This window comes from Streptomyces bugieae (assembly GCF_036352915.1).
Lineage (GTDB): Bacteria > Actinomycetota > Actinomycetes > Streptomycetales > Streptomycetaceae > Streptomyces > Streptomyces endophytica.
This window is the reverse complement of record NZ_JAZBJP010000045.1, coordinates 1-20359: the sequence shown is the minus strand read 5'-3', so window position 1 is coordinate 20359 and position 20359 is coordinate 1. Positions and strand designations below refer to the sequence as shown.

At 72.9% G+C, this 20359-nt stretch carries 13 protein-coding genes; 4 read left to right on the top strand and 9 right to left on the bottom strand.

Features of this window, described 5'->3' with window-relative positions:
• Window positions 1-51: 51 nt before the first annotated feature.
• The 6 genes from V2J85_RS36440 to V2J85_RS36415 all read right to left on the bottom strand — a co-directional run bounded on the left by V2J85_RS36440 (window position 52) and on the right by V2J85_RS36415 (window position 7262).
• A complete protein-coding gene (locus V2J85_RS36440) occupies window positions 52-1371 on the bottom strand; it encodes a DNA cytosine methyltransferase (RefSeq protein ID WP_330823913.1) in 1320 nt (439 codons plus the stop codon).
• Window positions 1372-1481: 110 nt separating this feature from the next.
• Window positions 1482-1907: a very short patch repair endonuclease gene (locus tag V2J85_RS36435; RefSeq protein ID WP_330823912.1), complete on the bottom strand. Its 426-nt coding sequence runs from the start codon at window positions 1905-1907 to the stop codon at window positions 1482-1484.
• A 32-nt stretch (window positions 1908-1939) separates the two neighbouring features.
• Complete coding sequence (locus tag V2J85_RS36430) at window positions 1940-3259, bottom strand: PrsW family intramembrane metalloprotease (protein ID WP_330823911.1); 1320 nt, start codon at window positions 3257-3259, stop codon at window positions 1940-1942.
• 169 nt (window positions 3260-3428) lie between these two features.
• Window positions 3429-4211: a tRNA (guanosine(46)-N7)-methyltransferase TrmB gene (gene trmB / locus V2J85_RS36425; RefSeq protein ID WP_330823922.1), complete on the bottom strand. Its 783-nt coding sequence runs from the start codon at window positions 4209-4211 to the stop codon at window positions 3429-3431.
• Between the two features lie 147 nt (window positions 4212-4358).
• Window positions 4359-5579: an L-2-hydroxyglutarate oxidase gene (gene lhgO / locus V2J85_RS36420; protein ID WP_330823910.1), complete on the bottom strand. Its 1221-nt coding sequence runs from the start codon at window positions 5577-5579 to the stop codon at window positions 4359-4361.
• Window positions 5580-5813: 234 nt separating this feature from the next.
• Window positions 5814-7262 (bottom strand): NsdA family TPR-like regulatory protein, encoded by a 1449-nt coding sequence (locus tag V2J85_RS36415; RefSeq protein WP_030415920.1) that lies wholly within the window; start codon window positions 7260-7262, stop codon window positions 5814-5816.
• A gap of 801 nt (window positions 7263-8063) precedes the next feature.
• On the opposite strand from V2J85_RS36415, the gene V2J85_RS36410 reads away from it, so the two are divergent.
• Window positions 8064-10160, top strand: coding sequence for an asparagine synthase-related protein (locus V2J85_RS36410; RefSeq protein ID WP_261956927.1), 2097 nt, complete (start codon window positions 8064-8066; stop codon window positions 10158-10160).
• Between the two features lie 331 nt (window positions 10161-10491).
• On the opposite strand, the gene V2J85_RS36405 is transcribed toward V2J85_RS36410, so the two are convergent.
• Together V2J85_RS36405 and V2J85_RS36400 are read right to left on the bottom strand one after the other, a co-directional pair.
• Entirely contained in the window at window positions 10492-12501 is a 2010-nt protein-coding gene (locus V2J85_RS36405) for a sigma-70 family RNA polymerase sigma factor (RefSeq protein WP_330823909.1), read from the bottom strand.
• A 329-nt stretch (window positions 12502-12830) separates the two neighbouring features.
• Window positions 12831-13715: a TetR/AcrR family transcriptional regulator gene (locus tag V2J85_RS36400; protein ID WP_261956929.1), complete on the bottom strand. Its 885-nt coding sequence runs from the start codon at window positions 13713-13715 to the stop codon at window positions 12831-12833.
• Window positions 13716-14160: 445 nt separating this feature from the next.
• Here V2J85_RS36400 and V2J85_RS36395 point away from each other — a divergent pair, with 445 nt between their 5' ends.
• Window positions 14161-15540, top strand: coding sequence for an NAD(P)/FAD-dependent oxidoreductase (locus V2J85_RS36395; RefSeq protein ID WP_315975503.1), 1380 nt, complete (start codon window positions 14161-14163; stop codon window positions 15538-15540).
• 311 nt (window positions 15541-15851) lie between these two features.
• Window positions 15852-17672 carry an ATP-binding SpoIIE family protein phosphatase gene (locus tag V2J85_RS36390; protein WP_330823908.1) on the top strand — a complete coding sequence of 607 codons (1821 nt, stop codon included), beginning with the start codon at window positions 15852-15854 and terminating at the stop codon, window positions 17670-17672.
• Between the two features lie 52 nt (window positions 17673-17724).
• On the opposite strand, the gene V2J85_RS36385 is transcribed toward V2J85_RS36390, so the two are convergent.
• The gene (locus V2J85_RS36385; protein WP_261957549.1) at window positions 17725-19029 is read right to left on the bottom strand and encodes an MFS transporter; all 1305 of its coding nucleotides are present in this window, start codon (window positions 19027-19029) and stop codon (window positions 17725-17727) included.
• 196 nt (window positions 19030-19225) lie between these two features.
• Between V2J85_RS36385 and V2J85_RS36380 the strand changes: the two genes are divergently transcribed.
• The gene (locus tag V2J85_RS36380) at window positions 19226-19786 is read left to right on the top strand and encodes a MarR family winged helix-turn-helix transcriptional regulator (RefSeq protein ID WP_261956932.1); all 561 of its coding nucleotides are present in this window, start codon (window positions 19226-19228) and stop codon (window positions 19784-19786) included.
• The last annotated feature ends 573 nt before the right edge of the window (window positions 19787-20359 follow it).

Sequence of the window (20359 nt, the reverse complement as noted above, 5' to 3'; positions counted from 1 at the left end):
TTTGCCGGATGCCCGCTCCTGCCTCGCCCGTGCCCGGCTGCGGCCCGGCAGTCAGCCCTGCTCTCCACGCAATGCATGCCGGATGACCTTCGCGATGGCGGTGCCGAGCCCGACCGGTACCGCGTTGCCGATCTGCCGAGCGATCTGCGACTTGCTGCCGAACCAGCGAAAGTTTTGCGGGAACCCCTGGATCAGGGCAGCTTCGAGATGGGTGATCGGCCGATGCTCATCAGGATGCAGATAGCGACCTTTCTCCGGCTTGAAGAACTCCGTCCTGATGGTCACGGATGGCTTTTCCCACACCAGCCGTCCCATGACGTCCCCCGAGCCTGATTGATGGTTCATCCAACTTTCCGTCGAAAGTAGTTTCCCATTGGCCTGTGAGGCATGCGCCAGGTGGTGTCGGTTGCCGCCGCGGGGGATGGCCTTGTAGCGCGCGAGTGACAGAGCTGTTGGATTTCTGCCGATGTGTAGCTGAGACGATCGAAACGGACCGGGCATCATAGCGCGAATACGTTCCATGAAGTCCCGGTCCAGGTGGCCGGTCTCTTCGATTTTGCGGGAGATGCGCACCGAAGCGGGAGTGCCGTCAGCGGTCACATGGGGAAGGTCTGTGGTCGTCACTCTCGGCGTGACGTCTTTGAGGCACTCGGCGAGTGTCACCCAGGGGTTCTGTACCTCGTGACTGTGAACCAGGGGCTCCATGAAGCTGAGCTGGGTGTCCCCTCCGGGTCGAGGCGCAGGGATCGGTGGCTGATCGACGCGTTGGTGTGTCGGTCGTGGGTGCGTCACCATCGGAAGGTCCGACCGGGTACCGATGATGATGGTGCGCCGGCGCGCCTGGGGGACTCCGAAATCCGCGGAGTTGAGCAGTTTCTCGCAGATCTCGTAGCCGGCCTCCTTGAATTCGGTGCGGAGGTGATCGAATTCTTGCGAGGTAATGAATCGGTCGACGTTTTCAATAACGAAAACCTTCGGATTAACCTTTTCGACGACCTTGAAGTATTGTCTCCACAATTGGTTTCGCGGGTCGTTGGGATTTTCCTTGCCCAGCCCCGAGAATCCCTGGCAAGGAGGGCCTCCCAAGATTACCTCGGCCTTCGGCAGGTCTTCCTGTGCCCAATTGGCGATGTCTCCGAGATATATGTGGGCGGTGTCGCCTGAAATATCTCCGAAGTTTTCCGCATACGTCATGGCCGCAGCGGCATCGACTTCCACCGCAGCCACCGGGGTGAATGCCGATGCCGTCGCCGAGTCGTCTTCCGCGATGACGGATCCGTCAGCCGCGACGCGGAGAAACCCTTGGGTCAGCCCGCCTGCCCCGGAAAACAGGTCAATCACCGTGATGGGGTCAGGGGCGCGCATGGTCATGCCGGCGAGTGTAGCCGGCCTGACGGACAGTGGGCATTCTCCTTGCAAGGAATGTGACCTTGCGTCAAACCCCAGCTGGGAGAGGTCGGCAGGAAACCCGCACCTCGGGCTCAGCGACGGCGCCGGCCCGTGGTGGAGAGGGTGGTCGCGATACGGGCCGCGACGTCTTGCGGGTCCTCATGTTCCCAGAAGCGCAACACCGTCCAGCCGTGCTCCGTGAGATGTTCTGTCGTTTCGCGATCGCGGGCGATGTTGCCGTCGAGTTTGTTGCGCCACCACTCGGCGTTGGCCTTGGGGTGTGTGGCGTGCGCGGGGCAGCCGTGCCAGAAGCAGCCGTCGAGGAAAACCGCAACTTTGTGTCCCGGAAACACGATGTCGATGGTGCGACGGGGAAATCCGGGGACCCGTTGATGCAGCCGGTAGCGGCGGCCGGAGGCGTACAGGAGGCGTCGCACCGCCATTTCGGGACCGGTGTCCCGGCGGGCTTGCAGGCTCATGCGGGCGGATACGCCGGCGGACGAGGGCGTGGCGGGCACACGACCATTGTGCCGGAGGGGACCGGTGGGCGTCAGGGGTGCTCGTCGGTGTGAGCCGATCGACGACGGGCCACGCTACGCGATCGGCGTCCGTCCGGGAGCAACCGGGCGTCGGGGGTATACGTGCCGTCCCCCGTCCGCAACGCACACGTCAACGCCGGCCGCCCCCACCTCTGGTAATGCCGGACCCGTTGCAGCAGGTACTGCTCGCGGGCGGTGAAGTCCGGGTCCGGGCCCCTGAGGTGGGCGCGGCGGCGGTGGAAAGAGAGGGCGGTGGCGGCGGTGGTGTAGGCGGTGACGGCGCGGGCGGCGGCGGGGCCCTGGGTGCGGCGGGCGATGTCGCGGGCCAGGGCGCGGGTCTTGAGGGAGGACAGGGCGTCCGGCTCGGCGGGGGTGAGCCAGCCGGCCGTGATGTAGGGGGCGAGGTAGCCGGGGAGGGAGAGGAGCTCCTGTTTGCGGGCCCAGACGGCCAGGGACGTCAGGGCGAGGAAGACCGGGACCATGAAGAGCCCGTAGACGAGGAGGAAGCCGGCGTCGCCGAGGGAGGAGGCGGCGTTCCAGATGGCGTGCAGGAGGACGGCGGTGAGCAGGCCGAGGGCGGCGAGGCCGATACGGGCGGCGCGGCGGCGGGGGTAGCGGGTGGCGGCTATGCCGAAGGCGAGGCCGGTGAGGATGGTGAAGAGGGGGTGGGCGAAGGGGGAGATGATGATGCGGACGAAGAAGGTGCCCACGGTGAGGGAGTCCAGGCCGCTGTGGCCCATGGACCGGTCCTCGCCGAAGGCGTTGCCCAGATAGACGATGTTCTCGGTGAAGGCGAAGCCGGTGGCGGTGATGCCGGCGATGACGATGCCGTCCGTGATGCCGTCGAAGTCGCGCCGGCGGAAGCGGTAGAGGAGCAGTACGGCGGCGGCCTTCACCGTCTCCTCGACGACCGGGGCGATCGCCGTCGCGCCCCAGGTCTCGGCCTCGGACGGCGAGGCGGACGCGATGTTGGCGGCGATCCAGTCGGTGGCGAAGCCGTTGGTGAGCAGTGCCACCAGGGCCGCGGCACACGCCCCCCAGGCGAAGGCGAACGCGAGGTTCCGCCGGGGCTCCGGCTCGATGCGGTCGAGCCAGCGGAACGCCGCGAGCAGCAGCGGCACCGGGAAGACCGCGAGGCCCAGCCCGACGAGCAGGCCCTCGGTACCGGTCTCCTGGCGGACCATCCCGACGATGATCACGCCGGAGAGCGCGAGCAGGGATATCAGCGCGGTGGCACGGAGCGTCCTGCCGCGGGTCCGGTCACGAGGCGTATCGCGGCTTGCACCGCGGGTCGTGCCGCGGGGTGCGTCCCCGGTTGTCTCCCGGGGCATGCGGTCGTGCATGTCGCGGGGCTCGTCCCCGGTCGTCTCCCGGGGCGTGCTGTCGTTCGTGTCGTGGTTCGTACGGCGGAGCGTGCCGCGCCAGAGGGCTCTCCGGCGCGGCTGCGGCGGTGGCGGAACGGGCGGGTGCACCCCTCGACCGTAACGAGCGGCGGGCGTCCTACGCGCCGCGGCGGCGGAACAGCAGGTCGTGGACGGTGTGCCCCTTGTCCAGACCCTGGCCCTCGAACTTGGTGAGGGGCCGGAAGTCCGGACGCGGCGCGAAGCCGGGGTAGAGGTTCTCCAGCGTCGGCTCGGCGGAGAGCACGTCGAGCATCTGCTCGGCGTACGGCTCCCAGTCGGTCGCGCAGTGCACCAGCGCGCCGGGCGCGAGCCGGGTCGTCACCAGGGTGAGGAACTCCGGCTGGATCAGGCGACGCTTGTGGTGGCGCTTCTTGGGCCACGGGTCGGGGAAGTAGATGCGCAGCCCGGCCAGGGAGCCCGGCGCCAGCATTTCGCGCAGCAGGATGATCGCGTCGCCGTTGGCCACCCGGATGTTGGACAGGCCGTTCCGCTCCGCGAGACCGAGCAGATTGCCCTGGCCGGGGGTGTGTACGTCGCAGGCGAGGATGCCGGTGGCCGGGTCGGCGGCGGCCATCTGCGCCGTGGCCTCACCCATGCCGAAGCCGATCTCCAGCACGACCGGCAGTCCGCCGAAGAACGCGTCGAGGTCCAGCCGCGACAGCCCGTCGATGTCCAGGCCCCACGTCGGCCACAGCCGGCGCAGCGCGTCGGCCTGCGAGGGCGACACCCGGCTGCGGCGGGGCTGGAAGGACCGGATCCGCCGCTCGTGGTGCGACCCCGCGGGGTCGGCCGCGGGCCCGGTGCCGTCGGGGAACATCGGCTCGCCACGGCGCGGCGCCGGCGCGGCACGCCGACCGTCGGCCACGGCCACGGCTTCCACAGCGTCTGCTGCCACGGCGTCGGTCACGGGGGCGGGGGAGGGGATGCGGTTCTCGGACACAGTGGGTTCGATTCTACGGGGGTGGCGTGCGGGCTCCGGATCGCCGCGGCTCGCGGGCACCTCCCCGGCCTGATCGGGGAGACACCGCTAGCTCCGGGCCGCCTCCAGCACCCCCAGCGCCCTGCGGGCCACCTCGCGGCCGATGGGCAGGGAGGCGGTGGCGGCGGGGGACGGGGCGTTCAGGACGTGGATCATGCCGGGGGATTCGGAGAAGAGGAAGTCGTCGACGAGGGTGCCGTCGGGGAGGACGGCCTGGGCGCGGACGCCGGCCGGGCAAGGGAGGAGGTCCTCCTCGCGGGCTGCCGGGAGGAGGCGGCGGACCGCGTCCGCGAAGGCGCGGCGGGAGAGGGAGCGGTGCAGTTCGCCGGCGCCGTAGCGCCAGTGGCGGCGGGCGATCCGCCAGGAGCCGGGGTAGGCGAGGGTGCCGGCCAGCTCGCCGGGGCGGACCGTGCGCCAGTCGTAGCCCTCGCGGGCCAGGGCGGGGACGGCGTTCGGGCCGATGTGGACGGCGCCGTCGATGCCGCGGGTGAGGTGGACGCCGAGGAACGGGAAGGCGGGGTCGGGGACCGGGTAGACCAGGCCGCGGACGAGGGCGGCGCGCTCCGGGGCGAGGGTGAAGTACTCGCCGCGGAAGGGGACGATCCGCATCCCGGGCGCATCGCCGGCCAGCCGGGCGATCCGGTCGCAGTGCAGCCCGGCGCAGTTGACCAGGGCGCGGGCGCGGTGGACCGTGCCGTCGGCCGTACGGACCGCCACCCGGCCGGGGCGGCGGCCGATCACTGTCACCTCGGCGCCGTAGACGATCCGGGCGCCGGCGTCCGTGGTGAGCGCGCCGAACCGGCGGGCGACCGCGCCGAAGTCGCAGATGCCGGTCGTGCCGACATGGATGGCGGCCAGGCCGCGGACCTCGGGTTCGTACTCCGCTATCTGGGCCGGGCCCAGCTCGCGGACCGGCAGGCCGTGCTCGCGGCCGCGCTGGATCAGGCCGTGCAGCCGGGGCAGCTCGCTGCGGTCGGTGGCGACGATCAGCTTGCCGGTGACCTCATGCGGAATGTCGTGTTCGGTGCAGAATTTCACCATTTCCGCCGAGCCCTGGAGGGCGAAGCGGGCCTTGAGCGAGCCGGGTGGGTAGTAGATGCCGCTGTGGATCACTCCGCTGTTGCGCCCGGTCTGGTGCCGGGCCGGGCCCTGCTCCTTCTCCAGCACCACGACGCGCGTGCCCGGCGCGGCGCGCGTGATCGCATACGCCGTAGAGAGCCCGATGATGCCGGCGCCGATCACCAGCACGTCGCAGTCGTACGACGACACTGCACCTCCCCAACCGCATGCCCAACCGCATGACCGCAGGCCCGACCGTCACCGCGGGCCCGCGCGCCATCCCGACGACGTATCCCATCATGACGGCCCGCACTGACAATCCCGTCGGCATTTCCGCTCGGCGTGCGTGCACCAGCGGCCCGGAGGCGGGCCCGGTCGCGGACCACCGCCCGGCCCGCCGGCCCCACCGCCCGGCCGGCCGAGGGCAAGAACCTCCCCGCCCCGCTACGCCGGCGCCGCCAGCAAGGGTCTCGCCCGTTCCCGCAGCTCCACGACCCGCGGCTCGTCGCCGTACGGTTCGAGGCGGTGCAGCAGATCGCGGACGTACTCCGTCGTACGGGCCGAGGAGATCCGGCCCGCCACCTCGACCGCACGGGCGCCCGCCGCGCAGGCCGCGTCCAGATTGCCGGACTCCAGTTCGGCCACCGCGGACACCACCAGCCGCAGACCGTGCGACCGGACGAACTCCTCGGTCGGCCGGGACAGCGCCTGCTCGGTGAAGCGGCGCACCTGGCGGGGCAGCCGCAGGTCGCGGTAGCACTCGGCCGCGTCGGCGGCGAACCGCTCGTACGAGTAGAAGTCCAGCCACGACGGGTCGGGATCGCCGCTCCGGGACCGCTCCAGCCAGCCCTCGGACGCCTTCAGCGCCACCTCGCAGGCGCGCGCCTCGCCGGCCTTGGCCTGCGCCCGCGCCTCCACCAGGCGGAAGAAGCTCATGGTGCGGGCGGTGGCCAGACCGCGGTTGCGCTCCAGGGCCGCCTGGGCGAGGTCGACGCCCTCGTCGGCGAAGCCGCGGTACGTCGCCTGGAGGGACATCGAGGCGAGGACGTACCCACCGAGGGGGACGTCGGCGGCCGCCCGGGCGAGCCGCAGCGCCTGGATGTAATAGCGCTGCGCGGCCTCCTGCTGGCCGGTGTCGAAGGCCATCCACCCCGCGAGCCGGGTGAGCTCGGAGGTCGCCCCGAAGAGCGCCCGGCCCACCTCGTCGCTGTACGAGGCGAGCAGCAACGGCGCCGCGTCCACCCGCAGGCATTCCGGCACCATGGACGAACGCCAGTCCCCGCCGCCGTACTTGGAGTCCCAGCGGCGCGCGTCCTCCGCCGCCTCGCGCAGCTTGCTGACGTCGCTGTGGCCCACGTGCTGCGGGATCCCCGCGTCGCCGGCCGCCGCGGCGTCCTTGTCGCGCGCCTCGGCCGCCTCCCGGGCCACCGAGCTGTCGGCCGGGGATATCAGCCAGCGCGAGGCGGGCGTGGCGTACGCGCTCACCGCGAAGGATCCGGCCAGGCTCTGCCAGATGCCGCCACCGCCGGCCCGCCGCCCGGCCAGATCGAGACGGTAGAGCTCGGTCGCCGAGCGCACCGCGGCGCCCACATCGCGCGGGAAGGCCAGACCGACCTCGGGTGCCGGGTCCGCGTCGGCCAGCCCGATTTCGTGCAACGGCACCGGCCGGCCCAGTTTGCTGCCGATCGCGGACGCGATCAGATGGGGCGCGGCGCCCTGCGGCACCATGCCCTTGGAGACCCATCGCGCCACCGACGTCTTGTCATAACGAAGCGTCAGCCCGCGCTGCGCGCCGAGGTCGTTGACCCGGCGGGCCAGTCCGGCGTTGCTGATACCCGCGAGGGCGAGAACGGTGCCGAGCTTCTCGTTCGGCCCGCGTATATCCCTGGACATGCGCACCCCTCGACACAGCGACAGCCGCCCCGCTACCCCGGGGCATGCGTCCACCCAGAGTAGTTCGCCGGATCCCTACCGTTAAGGGTCGGTGTCCCGGATGGCGAGATTCATGTTCAGACAGGGGTGCGGGAGTTGGCATGTGCTCCGGGTACGTGTGCCCGTGCGCCTGTCCGTGCGCGCTGGTCGCCCGACCTCGGGAGCGCTTCCATGGCTGGTGCGTGGGTCGGCCCGCTGCACTGGATCCAGTGGGCTGGGGGACACCGTCACCTCATTCCCCGCGGGTGACGGTCCGGTCCGGGGGGCGTAGCACGCTTCCCGGACCGTCGCGCAGGCCGTCCGCCGTAGGATCGTGCCGCCGGTTGACATGAGGTCCGTAGTTGTCAACTGCGCTGTGCCATACGGACTTTGGCCGAAAATCGACGGGTGATGGTTTCGCGCCGCGGCGCGTCGAGGAGCGCCGCGCGGGCGCCTCGGGGGCCACACGGGGGGCCTACCGGGGGCGAGTTGGCGCGGCGGCGAAGCAACTACCACATCAAGATGGCGAGTTGTCGGGTTTGCCGACAGGTTGCGCCATGCCGCGCCGCGGGTGGGCCGTCCACCGTACGCGCCCGCCGCCCGCCGTCCGCCGTGAACTGCCCGTATACGTCCCGCTCCGACGTCTCCGCCACGCCGTTGTCATGGCAGCATGGTCGCCACTACGGGCGGCACGGCCGTCACGACAGCTCGGCGACAGCTTGGCGATCCGCTGTACGGGGCGGCCGTTGGCCCCGGCGGGCGGGGAATTCGGGTGGAGGCGGCATGCGCTGGTTGGTGGGGTGGAGCAGTGCCGCCACGAGGCCGTCCGCCCCGGACCCGGACGGCGTCGGGAGCCGCACCGTCCTCCCCGTGGGCGCGCACCTCCTCTGGGGCGACCCGGACCCCCTGTGGGCGGTCGGCGACTGGCGGCCGGACGAGGTCCGCGTCGTCCAGGCCGACCCCGAGACCCGGCTCGCCGTCTTCGGCATCTGCGGGGCCACCGACGACCAGCTGCGGGTCGGCCTGTACGCGGCGCGCGGGGGCGCACTGCGGCACCTCACCGCCTGGTCCGGCAGCTACACCGCGGTCGTCCAGGTAGGACGGCGGATCACCGTCACCGGCGACCTGGCCGGCGCCCGCCCCGTCTTCCACACCCCGTGGGCGGGCGGCACCGCCTACGCCACCGCCGCGCTGCCGCTCGCCGACCTGATCGAGGCCAGCCTCGACATCGGCCACCTCGCCGCGCTGCTGGCCTGTCCCGACGCCCCCGAGGCGCTCGGCGCCGGCACCCCGTACGAGGGCGTCCGCCGGATCCCGCCCGGGCACGCCCTGGTGCTGCGCGGCGGCGCCAGCGAGATCACCTCCTACGAGCCGACCGCCTCGCTCGCCGTCGCCGCACCCCAACTCCCGCCGGAACAGGCGGTGGACGGGGTCCGGGACGCGCTCGTCGAGGCCGTCCGCGCCCGGCTGGCGGTCCCCCGGCACGCCCCGGACCCGGACGGGCTCGACGGCCTCGACCCCGGACCGGTGCCCGGCATGGGGCCCGCCGAGCGGCGTGCGGCCCGCGGCGCGCCGGCCCCGGGCGTCGGCGCCGACCTCTCCGGAGGCAGCGCGTCCGGAACCCTCGCCCTCCTGGCCGCCGGTCTGCCCGGCCGTCCCGGACGCCTCAACGGCCACGGGGAACGCCTGCTGGCCGTCACCTTCAACGACCGCGCCACCAATGGCGCGCGGGCCCACCACGACGCCGAACTGGAGCGGGCCCGCAGCATCGCCGACAACCCGCGGCTGCACCACGTCGTCGTCGCCGCCGGCGAAGAGGCCCTCCCGTATGCCGACCTCGACAGCGGCCCGCTCACGGACGAGCCCGGGCCCTCCCTGACGGTGGCGAGCCGCCACCGGCGCCGGCTGCTGGCCGGCAGCGCGGACCACTTCGTCGGGCACGGCGCCCGGCAGGTCCTCGACGCCCACCCCGCCCGGCTCGCCGACCTCCTCATGGACCGCCGCCGGCGCCATCTGCTGCGGCCGGTCACCGCCCTCGCCAAGGCCGACGGCCCGTCCGCCCAGTCCGTCCTGGTGCCGTTCACCGTCTACCGGGCCGCGCGGCGGCTCGCCCGTACGCCGTATCCGGAGGGCATCACGGAGGCCGCGCGGCGCCTGCTGGAGCGGCAGTTCGCCGACGAGCCGGTGACCGGCGGGGCGGTGGACGCCTCGCTGGCCGCGCTGACCTGGTGCCGTCCCGGGCCCGCGGCGCGCTGGCTGACGGGCGAGGCGCTGGCCGAAGTATCGGTTCGCCTCAGCGAGGCGGCGTCCCGAACGGCCGCGGTCGGGCGCCCCGGTGAGCGGCGGGCCCGCGCGGCGCTGGCCCGGCAGGCCGCCGACCACCGGGTCTTCGAGCAGGCCTCGGAGGTCCGCAGCCAGCGGCTGCACGCGCCCTTCCTCGACAACCAGGTGGTGCTCGCCTGCCGCGCGCTCCCGGACACGCTCCGGGTGCAGCCGGGGGCGCGGGCCGCCGTCCTGCGCTCCGTACTGGCCGGCGCGGGCGTACGGGACCTGCCGCCCGGCTGGGGCGCGACCTCGCACGTCACCCACGCCGCGGCGGTACGCGCCGGGCTGCGCGGTGCGGTCGGCGACCTGGTGCAGCTCTTCGACGCGCCCCTGCTGGCCGATGCCGGCCTGATCGAGGCGCGGGTGGTCCGCACCGCCCTCCGGGCGGCGGCCGAGGGCGCCGCGCTCCCGATGGACGGGCTGGCGGAACTCGTCGCCACGGAGCTGTGGTTGCGCCGCCTGGTCGCCCGCCGCGGCAGCTGCTGGACCGGGGCGGAGGCGCCGCGCCAGAAGGCGGTCGCGGGCGGAGTGGTTCCGCGCGCTCGGTTGTCCTGAGGGGCCCGCTGCACGGACGGGCACTCGACGTGCTCGCGGTGCCCGCCCCTCCCGCAGGCGCCCGCCCCTCCCGCAGGCGCCCGCCCCTCCCGTTGGGTGCCCGCCCCTCCCGCAGGTGGCCCGCCCCTCCCGTAGGTGCGCGGCCGCCCGCGAGTCGGGGGTTCCAGGAGGGCCGGTTCCGTCCGGGTCGCAGGCGGCGCGAGGGGTGACGCCGGTCGCGCGGCCCGTGTGCCGGGCTCGACCGCGCGTGCGACGGCGGGAGGCAAGGAGGCACGCCCGGGGCGTACGCCGGGAGGCTCGTCCGTGTGCGTCGCTCGCGCCGCCGGCGGACTCAGCGGCAGGTGATGCGGGCCTCCGCCCAGTCGCCCAGGGCCACCGCGTCCAGGGGCGTCGCCGGGTCGACGACGAGGCGCAGGGTCCGGTGGCCGGTCAGGGGGACGTGGACCGGGACGGCCGGCTGATCGCCGTGGACCACCGCGGACCGCCAGAGCCGCTCGCCGTCCGCGTACACGGAGAAGCGCAGGGCGCCGATTCCCATGCTGAGGTCGTCGACGCCCACCACGGCGTCGTAGGAGGTGCACGGACGGTTGAGGTCGATGAGGACGGACGACCCGGCGTGCATGGTCGCGCCGTGCGCATAGGTCGTCCCGGCGATCTTCGGCGACCGGCGCTGCCACAGCCAGCCGCTCCCCAGGGTGCGCACCTCCGGCTTGCTGCCGTCGCCCATGAAGTCGTGGTCGAGCGCGGCGACCTGGTACGGGGTCGGGGCGGGCTCCGGCGGCTTCGGGCGGTGCCGGGTCGGCTCGGGCGCGGGCGTCGGAGGCGGAGTCGGCGCGGGCGGGTGGGGGGTGGGCCTCGGGGTGGTGGGCGCCGGGCGGGACGGTGTCGGGTGGGGTGCCGACGGGTGCGACGGGTGCGACGGGTGCGACGGGGTCGGCTCGGCGGTCGGGGCGGTGCCGGCCGCCGGTGGCAGCGGCTTCGCCGGGCCGGGCGACGGATGGCGCGGCGCGGCGGGGGCCGGCCGGTGCGGCTCGGCCCGTGGGTGCGGCGCCGGCGTGGGGCCGCCGCCGGCCAGCGCGAGCGCGAGCGTCACACCGGCCACCACCACCCCGACCCCGATGCCGACCTTGACCGGGGCGCCGAGCCCCTCACTCAGGGCGGCGCCGCCCGCGCCACCCGCTCCGCCCGCCGTACCGGAACCACCCGTTGCCGCGGCGGCCGCACCCGCCCCGGCTGCACCCGCGACCCCGGCCACCGCGGCGGCCGTCTTCACGGCGTACCCGGCGGCGAACCAGCCGATGACCGCCACCGGCAGCACCGCGCCGATCCGCTCGTTGACGTGCTCGACCTCCAGCGCCGCGGTACGGCAGCGGGCGCAGCCGTCCAGGTGCTCGCGCAGGCCCCGTTCGGCCCGCATCCGCAGCCCGCCGCGGGCGTACGCGCCGAGCCGGTCGGCGTACCGGGCGCAGTCCCCGCCGGCGGTCAGCGACTGGCTGACGTGGGCCTGCAGGTACGCCTGCTTGAGGCCCTCGCGGGCGCGGTGCGCCAATACGGCGGTGGCGTTCGCGGTCAGCCCCAGCAGCGGGGCGACCTCGCTCGGCGACTCGTCCTCGACCGTGGTGTGCCACAGCACGGTCTGATAGCGCTCCGGCAGGCTGCGGAACGCCTGCACGGCCATCGACCGCTCGGCCTCGTGCATGGCGCGCACGTCCGCACCCAGGTCCAGGGTGCCGTCGTCCAGCGCCGCACCGGCCGCGGAGACCGCGAACACCGCGAAGTCCTCGACCAGCTGCTCGCGCCGGGCGGTCTTCGCCCAGGAGGCGGCGACCCGGCGGACGGTCGTCAGCAGATAGGCGCGGACCGCGGTGGTGGGGCCCGCGCCGCCGCGCACCGCCTGCAGCGTCCGGGCGAAGACCTCACCGGTCAGGTCCTCGGCGGTGTGCTCGTCGCGGCAGCAGTGCCGGGCGTGGCGCCGGACCGCGTCGGCGTGCCGGCGGTACATCTCCTCGTACGCGCTGTCGTCGCCGGCCCGCATGCCGGCGATCAACTGGTCGTCGGACGGCGGGAGTTGATCCTCGTCGCCGGCGCCTCGCGCGGCGTCCCGGACGTCCCCCGGACCGCCGTGCGGCGTCGCCCGGCCGGCCCCGTCGCGCTGCGGCGGCACGCTGGGGCCCTCGCCCGCCGGACCGCCGGCGCGGGCCTGCCGCCCGGCCGGCCCGCCCGTCGGCGGAGTGGCCCCCAACGGCCCGGCCTGCCCGGGCACCTGAGGGGACGGCGCCGTCCCGGACCCGCCCGGCCCGGTCTCGCCGTCGCGTCGTTCGTCCCGCCCGTCAACACCCATCGCCGAGGCCCCCGAAGCCGCCGTGACACCCGAATACCGCGCAAGCGTGCCACATCGGGCGGCGGCGCCTCAGGGCCTCGTCCGTCAACCACTCATCCGAGGGGAGCGTCCGTCCGCCCGCACGGGCGTTCACCCGTACGGGCCATATGGCGCAATCGGGTCATACGGCGCGGGAAACCCGTATGGGCCACATTGCCGGCCGGGATCGCGGACCGAGCTCACCTCGCGTACGAGAGCACGAGACGTCCCCCGGTGGTCCGTCGATCCGGTCCCGGCGGCTCCAGGGCACGAGGCCACCAGGCCGCCCCACCGGGACCGGACCACCGACGTCACCGTGCCGGACGCGAGCGCAGACCCTCCAGCAGGATCTCCAACAGCCGCGCGGAGGCGGCCTGCTGCTGACCGGGGTCGGGCAGCGCGGGCGCGCCCGTGGCGATCACCAGCAGCACGTCCGAGACCGTCACGTCGGGCCGCAGCTCACCGGCCGCCCGGGCGCGCTCCACGAGCCGCCCGACGACCTCCAGCAGCGCCTCCGCGCCGTTCGTCGTCTCCGTCGCAGCGGGCGCCGGTTCGGCCGCCGGGCCGTCCTCGGGCCCGCGCCGCTCGACCAGCCGCAGGTCGGCCGGCCCGCCGTCCGGACCGGGCGCCATCCGCTGCTGCGGGACCCGGGCCTCGCCGAGGCCGTCCGCCGCCGCGTCCGCCCGGTCGGCCTCCGCGCTCACCCGCAGGATCCCCGGCGGCAGCAGCCGTCCGGCGCCCGAGGCGACCGACGTCCGCAGGAAGCGGGACAGTGCCGACCACGGGTCGTCCTCCTGCCCCAGCGCCGCACGCGCCTGGTCCGTCAGCCGGGAGGTCTCCTCCTCGGCTATCCGGCGGACCAGGACGTCCTTGCTCGGGAAGCGGCGATAGACCGTGCCGACCCCGACCCGGGCGCGCCGCGCCACGTCCTCCATGGGCGCGCCGTAGCCCAGCTCGCCGAACACCTCGCGGGCGGCGCGCAGTACGTGTTCCAGATTGCGCTGGGCGTCCACCCGCAGCGGTGTGGTCCGTCCGCCCGCGCCCGTGCCGGCACCGACGCCGACCCCGTTGCCGTTCGTGGCGCCGTTCCCGGCGCTGTTTCCGTTGTGGCCGTTGTGGCCGTGCGTGCCGTTGCCGCCGTCGGTGGCGTGTGCCATGGCGACGGCTGTCGGCCATTGAGAGCCCTGAATGGTCATAGTGATCCCCCGGTAATGACGTCTCCCCCCGGAGACTCCCCGCCCTGACTGCCGGGACGCACCGACGAAAGGGTGCACCCCAACGAGATACGAACATAGTTGAGCCCGGGTCAAGATTGAAGGGGGCCTTCCGCACGATGCGCCCCCCGATCGGCCCAACGGACTGATCCGCCCGGATTATGCCCCCGTACGTTTTCCGCCACCCGCCCGCTGACCAGCGCAGCTGGGCCCGGCACCCCGCAAAGCGCGGTTCCGTCCCCAGGGCGGCCCTTGGTCATACATTTCGCCGGGCCTGTGGACAAAGGCGCTGCGGGGGTGCGTCATGGAACAGTGCTGCGCTTTCCCGGGAGCGCGGCACCCGAGGGTGGCCGCGCCGCCGGCCGGCCGCCTGATCGGCGCCGCCCCGGGCCAGGTCGACACCGCGAGGAGAACCCCTGTGAAGGCTGTGTCTTCGAACAACGTGGCCCGCATTCTCGTCGTCGGCGGTGGCTACGTGGGGATGTACACCGCCCTGAACCTGCAGCGGAGACTGAAGCAGCAGCTGCGGGAGGGCTCCATCGAGGTGATCGTGGTCGATCCCGATCCGTATATGACGTACCAGCCGTTCCTGCCCGAGGCCGCGGCCGGTTCCATCTCCCCGCGCCACGTGGTCGTCCCGCTGCGCCGCGTCCTGCCGCAGTGCACCGTGGTGGTCGGCGAGGTCACCGACATCAACCACGACGAACGCCGGGCGACGATCGCCACCCTGTCGGCCGAGGAGACCGGCGACGGCGCCATCGAGGTGGTCTACGACGAGCTGGTTCTGGCCCCCGGCTCGGTCTCCCGCACCCTGCCGATCCCGGGCCTGGCCGAATTCGGCATCGGCTTCAAGACCGTCGAAGAGGCCATCGGACTGCGCAACCACGTCCTCGGACAGCTCGACGTCGCCTCCTCCACCCGCGACCCGGCGGTCCGCGACGCCGCGCTGACCTTCGTCTTCGTCGGCGGCGGCTACGCGGGCGTGGAGGCCCTCGCCGAACTGGAGGACATGGCCCGCTACGCGGTCCGCTACTACCACAACATCAAGCCCGAGGACATGAAGTGGATCCTGGTCGAGGCGACCGGCCGGATCCTGCCCGAAGTGGGACCGGACATGGGCCGCTACGCGGTACGGGAGCTGCGCGGCCGCAACATCGACGTACGGCTGGAGACCCGCCTGGACTCGTGCGAGAAGCGCGTCGCCCAGCTCAGCGACGGCTCCCGCTTCCCCACCAGAACGCTGGTGTGGACCGCCGGCGTCAAACCGCACCCCATCCTGGCCGCGACCGACCTGCCCCTGACCGACCACGGCCGCCTCAAGTGCAATGCCACGCTCCGGGTGGACGGCGTGGAACACGCCTGGTCGGCGGGTGACGCCGCGGCGGTCCCCGACCTGACGGCCGAACCGCCCGGCAAACCCGACGAGCCCCGCCCCGTGTGCGCGCCCAACGCCCAGCACGCCCTCCGACAGGCCAAGGTGCTCGCCGACAACGTCGCGGCCACGGTGTGCGGCGGCACGGTCCAGGACTACCGGCACAAGTACGTCGGCTCGGTGGCCTCGCTGGGCCTGCACAAGGGCGTCGCGCACGTCTACGGGCGCAAACTGCGCGGCTACCCCGCCTGGTTGATGCACCGCGCGTACCACCTCGGACGGGTGCCGACCTTCAACCGAAAGGCCCGGATCCTGGCCGAATGGACCCTCGCGGGCCTGTTCAAACGCGAGATCGTCTCGCTGGGCTCGCTGGAGAACCCGCGCGCCGAGTTCGAACTCGCCGCGGGCACCGGCCGGCACAACGAAGCCAGCTGACGCGCCGTAGGGACAGGAATTTTGACGTGACGTCAGCCCCGGGCGGGCCGGTGGTTGCGGAGTGCGGAACTCCACACCGGCCGCCGGGCGTCTGACGGATGTCCGTCCGGTCGGCCACACTGGACGTGTGACCATGGGTGGGCTCGTATCTGCAAAGAGTGACAACCACGAGGATTCTGGACGTTTGCTGCATTCCGCAAAAGGGTGCCGAGAGTGCCCCCAGTCGACCCTCCCCCGGCCCGCGGCCGGGAGGTCCCACCATGCCGACGGCCCGATCCCGCGCGACGACGCGAAGTAAGAGGTACCCCTCCGTGATCTTCACGCGCTGGAGCGCCAAACTCCCCGGCACACAGCGGCGCGCCGCCGCGCGGTCCGACCGCGCCACCGCCCGCCCCGCCGCCGGCACGCAGGCCAACCCGCCCACCGCGGCCCCGGAGCCCGCCGCCCCGCCCGCGGCCGCGGACGGCACCCCGACCGCCCCGACGGCCGCCACCACCGCCGGCTCCGTCCCCGCCGCCCGCGCCGAGCGCCCCGACCCGGCATCCGCCCAGGAAACCGCGCCCGTGACCCTGTCGCCCACCGTCGACGCGCTCTCCGTCCACGACATCCTCGGCACCATCCCCGCCCTGGTCGCCGTCGTCTACGGCCCCGAACACCGCCTCGCCTACGTCAACGGCGCCTACGCCTCCGTCTTCGGCCCCCGCCCGGCCGGCCACACCGCCCGCGAGGCCCTCCCCGAACTCGACGCGCTCGGCCTGCTCCCCCTGATGGACCAGGTCCTGCGCAGCGGCAAGCCCCGCACCGTCAAGTCCCGCAAGGTCCCCGGCGGGGCCGGCAGCGACCGCTCCCGCGACGGCTACTACACCTTCACCTGCACCCCCATCGAGGTCGCCGCCAGCGGCCCGGCCCCCGACCCCGAGGTCGCCTGCGTCGCCCCGCACAAGGGCGTCCTCGTCTTCGGCGCCGACGTCACCGACCAGGTCGAGTCCGCCGAGCGCCTGCGCGCCAGCGAGGCCCGCCAGCGCGAGGCCGCGGTCACCCTCCAGCGCTCCCTGCTCCCCCAGGAGCTCGAACAGCCCGACGACCTCCGGGTCGCCGCGACGTACCAGCCCGGCGGCACCGACGCCGCGGTCGGCGGCGACTGGTACGACGTCATCACCCTCGGCGCCGGCCGCACCGCCCTGGTCATCGGCGACGTCATGGGCCGCGGCGTGCGCGCCGCCGCCGTCATGGGCCAGCTGCGCACCGCCGTCCGCGCCTACGCCCGCCTCGACCTCCCGCCCCACGAGGTCCTGCAGCTCCTGGACGGCCTGGCCGCCGAGATCGACGCCAACCAGATCGCCACCTGCGTCTACGCCGTCCACGACCCCAACGAAGGCCGCCTGGTCTACGCCTCGGCCGGCCACCTGCCCATCCTCGTCCGCGACCCGGACGGCACGGTCCGCCGCGCCGCCGAACCCACCGGCCCGCCCCTGGGCACCGGCGGCTGGCTGCACACCTCCGGGTCCGTCGCCCTCGGCCCCGGCAGCAGCGCCGTCCTCTACACCGACGGCCTGGTCGAGCGCCGCGACAAGGACATCGACGACGGCGTCGAGGCACTGGAACGCGCCTTCGCCGGCGCCGCCGGCCCGCCCGACATCGTCTGCGACCGCCTGCTCCGCTCCCTGGGCATCACGGCCAGCCACGACGACGACGTCGCCATCCTCGTCCTCCAGCACCCCGAGCGCACCGGCCACGACGCCGAGCTCTTCCACAACGCCGCCCTGGAACTCCACGGCGGCACCGAAGCGGCCCCGCGCGCCCGCGCCTTCGCCTCCGGCGTACTCGCCTCCTGGCGCTTCTCACCGGAACTGCACGACCTCGGCGTCCTGGCGGCCAGCGAACTGGTGGCCAACTCCCTCCAGCACGGCACGCCCCCGATGCGGCTGCGCCTGCGCCGTACGGACCGCCGCCTGATCGTCGAGGTCACCGACGGGGACGACCACCTCCCGCGCCGGCGCCGTGCCGAACCGGCCGACGAGGCCGGCCGCGGCATCTCCATCGTCGCCACCATCGCGTCGTCCTGGGGCTCCCGCCGGACACCGGGCGGCGGCAAGGCGGTCTGGTGCGAATTCGCCCTGCCCCGGAACTGATTCGGCCGCGGACCCCCCACGGGACCGCGGCCGAAGAACACCTGCCGGGCCGCTAGGCCCCGCAGACCACCGACTCCGCCTCGGCCGGCACCCGCGCCGCGGGCACCGTCGCGGCCGGCGCCGTCCGGTGCGGGTTGTCCTGCCAGGGCCGCAGCATCCGGCCCACCCGCAACGACAGCACGGTGATTCCCAGCGCACATACCACCAGCATCACGATGTACGCGGCGTACATGCCGTGACCGACCATCAGGGCACCGACCGCCGGACCGACCGCCAGCGCCAACTGCTTGACCAGAGCGAACGCCGAGTTGTACTGGCCGATCAGCGAGGCCGGCGCCAGGTCCGCCACCAGCGGCGCCACCGTCGGCGACAGCATCGACTCACCGATGCCGAACAGCGCGTACGTCGAGATCAGCAGCGTCGTCGCCACCGCCTGCGCGCCGTGCACCAGCCCGGACAGCCCGGCGGCCAGCCAGGCCACCGTCCAGACCATGCCGACCAGCGCCATCACCCGGCTGCGGCGCCGGCGCTCGACCAGCTTGAGCACCACGAACTGCGCCGCCACGATCGCCGCCGTATTGGCCGCGAGCGCGATGCCCAGGCTGGACGGCGGTATGCGCGTCACCTCGGTCGCGTACGCGGCCAGCCCCGACTCGAACTGCCCGTAGCAGGCGAAGAAGAGCACGAACCCCAGCAGGCAGACCCACATCATCCGCCGGTCGGCGAACAGCGCCCGCCAGGCGCCCGCGGGCCGCTCCTCGCTCGGCACCGCGTCCTCGACCTTCGGCACCCGCGGCAGCCGGACGGTCGCCACCGCCGCGCCGAGCACCAGGAACATCACGGCCTCGATGGCGAACAGCCGCACGAAGCTCGACGCGTGCGACTCGTCGACGAGCAGCCCGCCGACGAGACCGCCGACGCCCAGCCCCAGGTTGTTCAGGAAGAACTGGGTGGCGAACGCCCGCGACCTGGTCACCGTCGTCGAGCACCACACGATCATCGTCGCCAGGGCCGGCTGGACCACCGCTATACCGGCACCCAGCGCGGCCGCCGAGGCGATGACCAGCGGTTCGGTCGACGACAGCCCGAGCCCCAGGGAGCCGATCGCGGCGGAGACCGTACCGACGATGGCCACCGGGAGGGGACCGCGCCGGTCGATCGCCCGACCGGTCAGCGGCAGCACGGCCAGCGCGGCCACGGCCAGCATCGCCAGCACGACACCGGCCGTACTGGCACCAAGATCGCGCACCTTCGCCACATAGACGTACAGATACGGAACCGTGAAGCCGTTACCGAACGCGCTCAGCGCGTTCCCGAGCTGGATCCGGCGCAGCGCGGCGCCCATCGCGGTGGTCACACTCACCTACCTAGGTCAGGTCATCAGAGACAAGGGACAGTCGAAGGAGCTGGACAGACACCAGGGCGAGACGCGCGACCCGGACGGTTGCCATCCGGACGGTCTCACCCTGAAGACTTCAACTCTAAACTTCGAAGCTAAAGAGTACACTGAGAAGAACTTCAACGCCAATCACTTTCATGTCATACTGCGCCGCATGCCTGAGCCCTCCGATGCGGCCGCCGACGCAGCCGAGCCGTCCCTTGAGGAACAGATCGCGGCCTACCAGCGCGAATTCCAGGACCTCGACCCCCAGGTCGAGCAGGTCGTCTCCGCACTCCAGCGCCTCAACCGCCGGATGAACGTCGCCTACGGGCGGCAGACCGCGACCCTCGGCATGAGCAACGCCGAGTGGGAGGTCCTCAAGGCCCTCGTCGTCTCCGGCGCCCCCTACCGGATGGGCCCCGGCGAACTCGCCAAGCACCTCGGCCTGACACCGGCCGCGATGACCCACCGCATCGACCGGATGGCGAACGAAGGACTGGTCACCCGCGAACGCGACGAGAACAACCGCGTCCGCGTCATCGTCGAACTGACCCACGAGGGCCGCGAGAAGTGGCTCGCCGCGATGCGCCTGGCCACGGTCTTCGAGGAGGACCTCCTCCAGGACCTCTCCGGCGAGGAGCGTCAACTCCTCGGCCAGGTGCTCACCCGTCTGCTGCGCCGAGTGGAAGAGACCCAGCCGGACGCCGGCGGCCGCCTGACCGACCTCGACTGACGCGCGGCCCGACCAGCGCGAGTTGACACCGGTCACCCCGATCTGTAGTGTCCTCCGAGTTGCCACAGCGCCGGAACGGTTCTGCGGCAGCCCTTCCGCCGCCTCGCGGCACACCACTACTGCACGGTCCCTCACCGGGAAAAATTTCGGCATGCCGAAATTCGGACCGCGGCGCGATTATGCGTCGACGAGGAATTCCGCTAACGTAGTGGACACGCCGAAAGGCGCGGCAAAACCCCCTCCGACGGGGAATCGGAAACGAATTCGGACCGGTCAACGGAACGAACAAGATCTGATAGAGTCGGAAAGGCCGAAAAGCGAAAGCGAAGCGGCCGAGCCCGCTCCAACAGGGCGCCGGAGACGGAAACGGATCTGGTAAGGTTGGAACCGCGAAGAAGCCGAAAGGCCGAAACGCACCGGCGAAAATCAGGACCGCGAGGATCTGGTAGAGTCGGAAACGCAAGACCGAAGGGAAGCGCCCGGAGAGCCTGGTGAAACAGGCACAAAGGAAGCGTCCGTTCCTTGAGAACTCAACAGCGTGCCAAAAGTCAACGCCAGATATGTTGATACCCC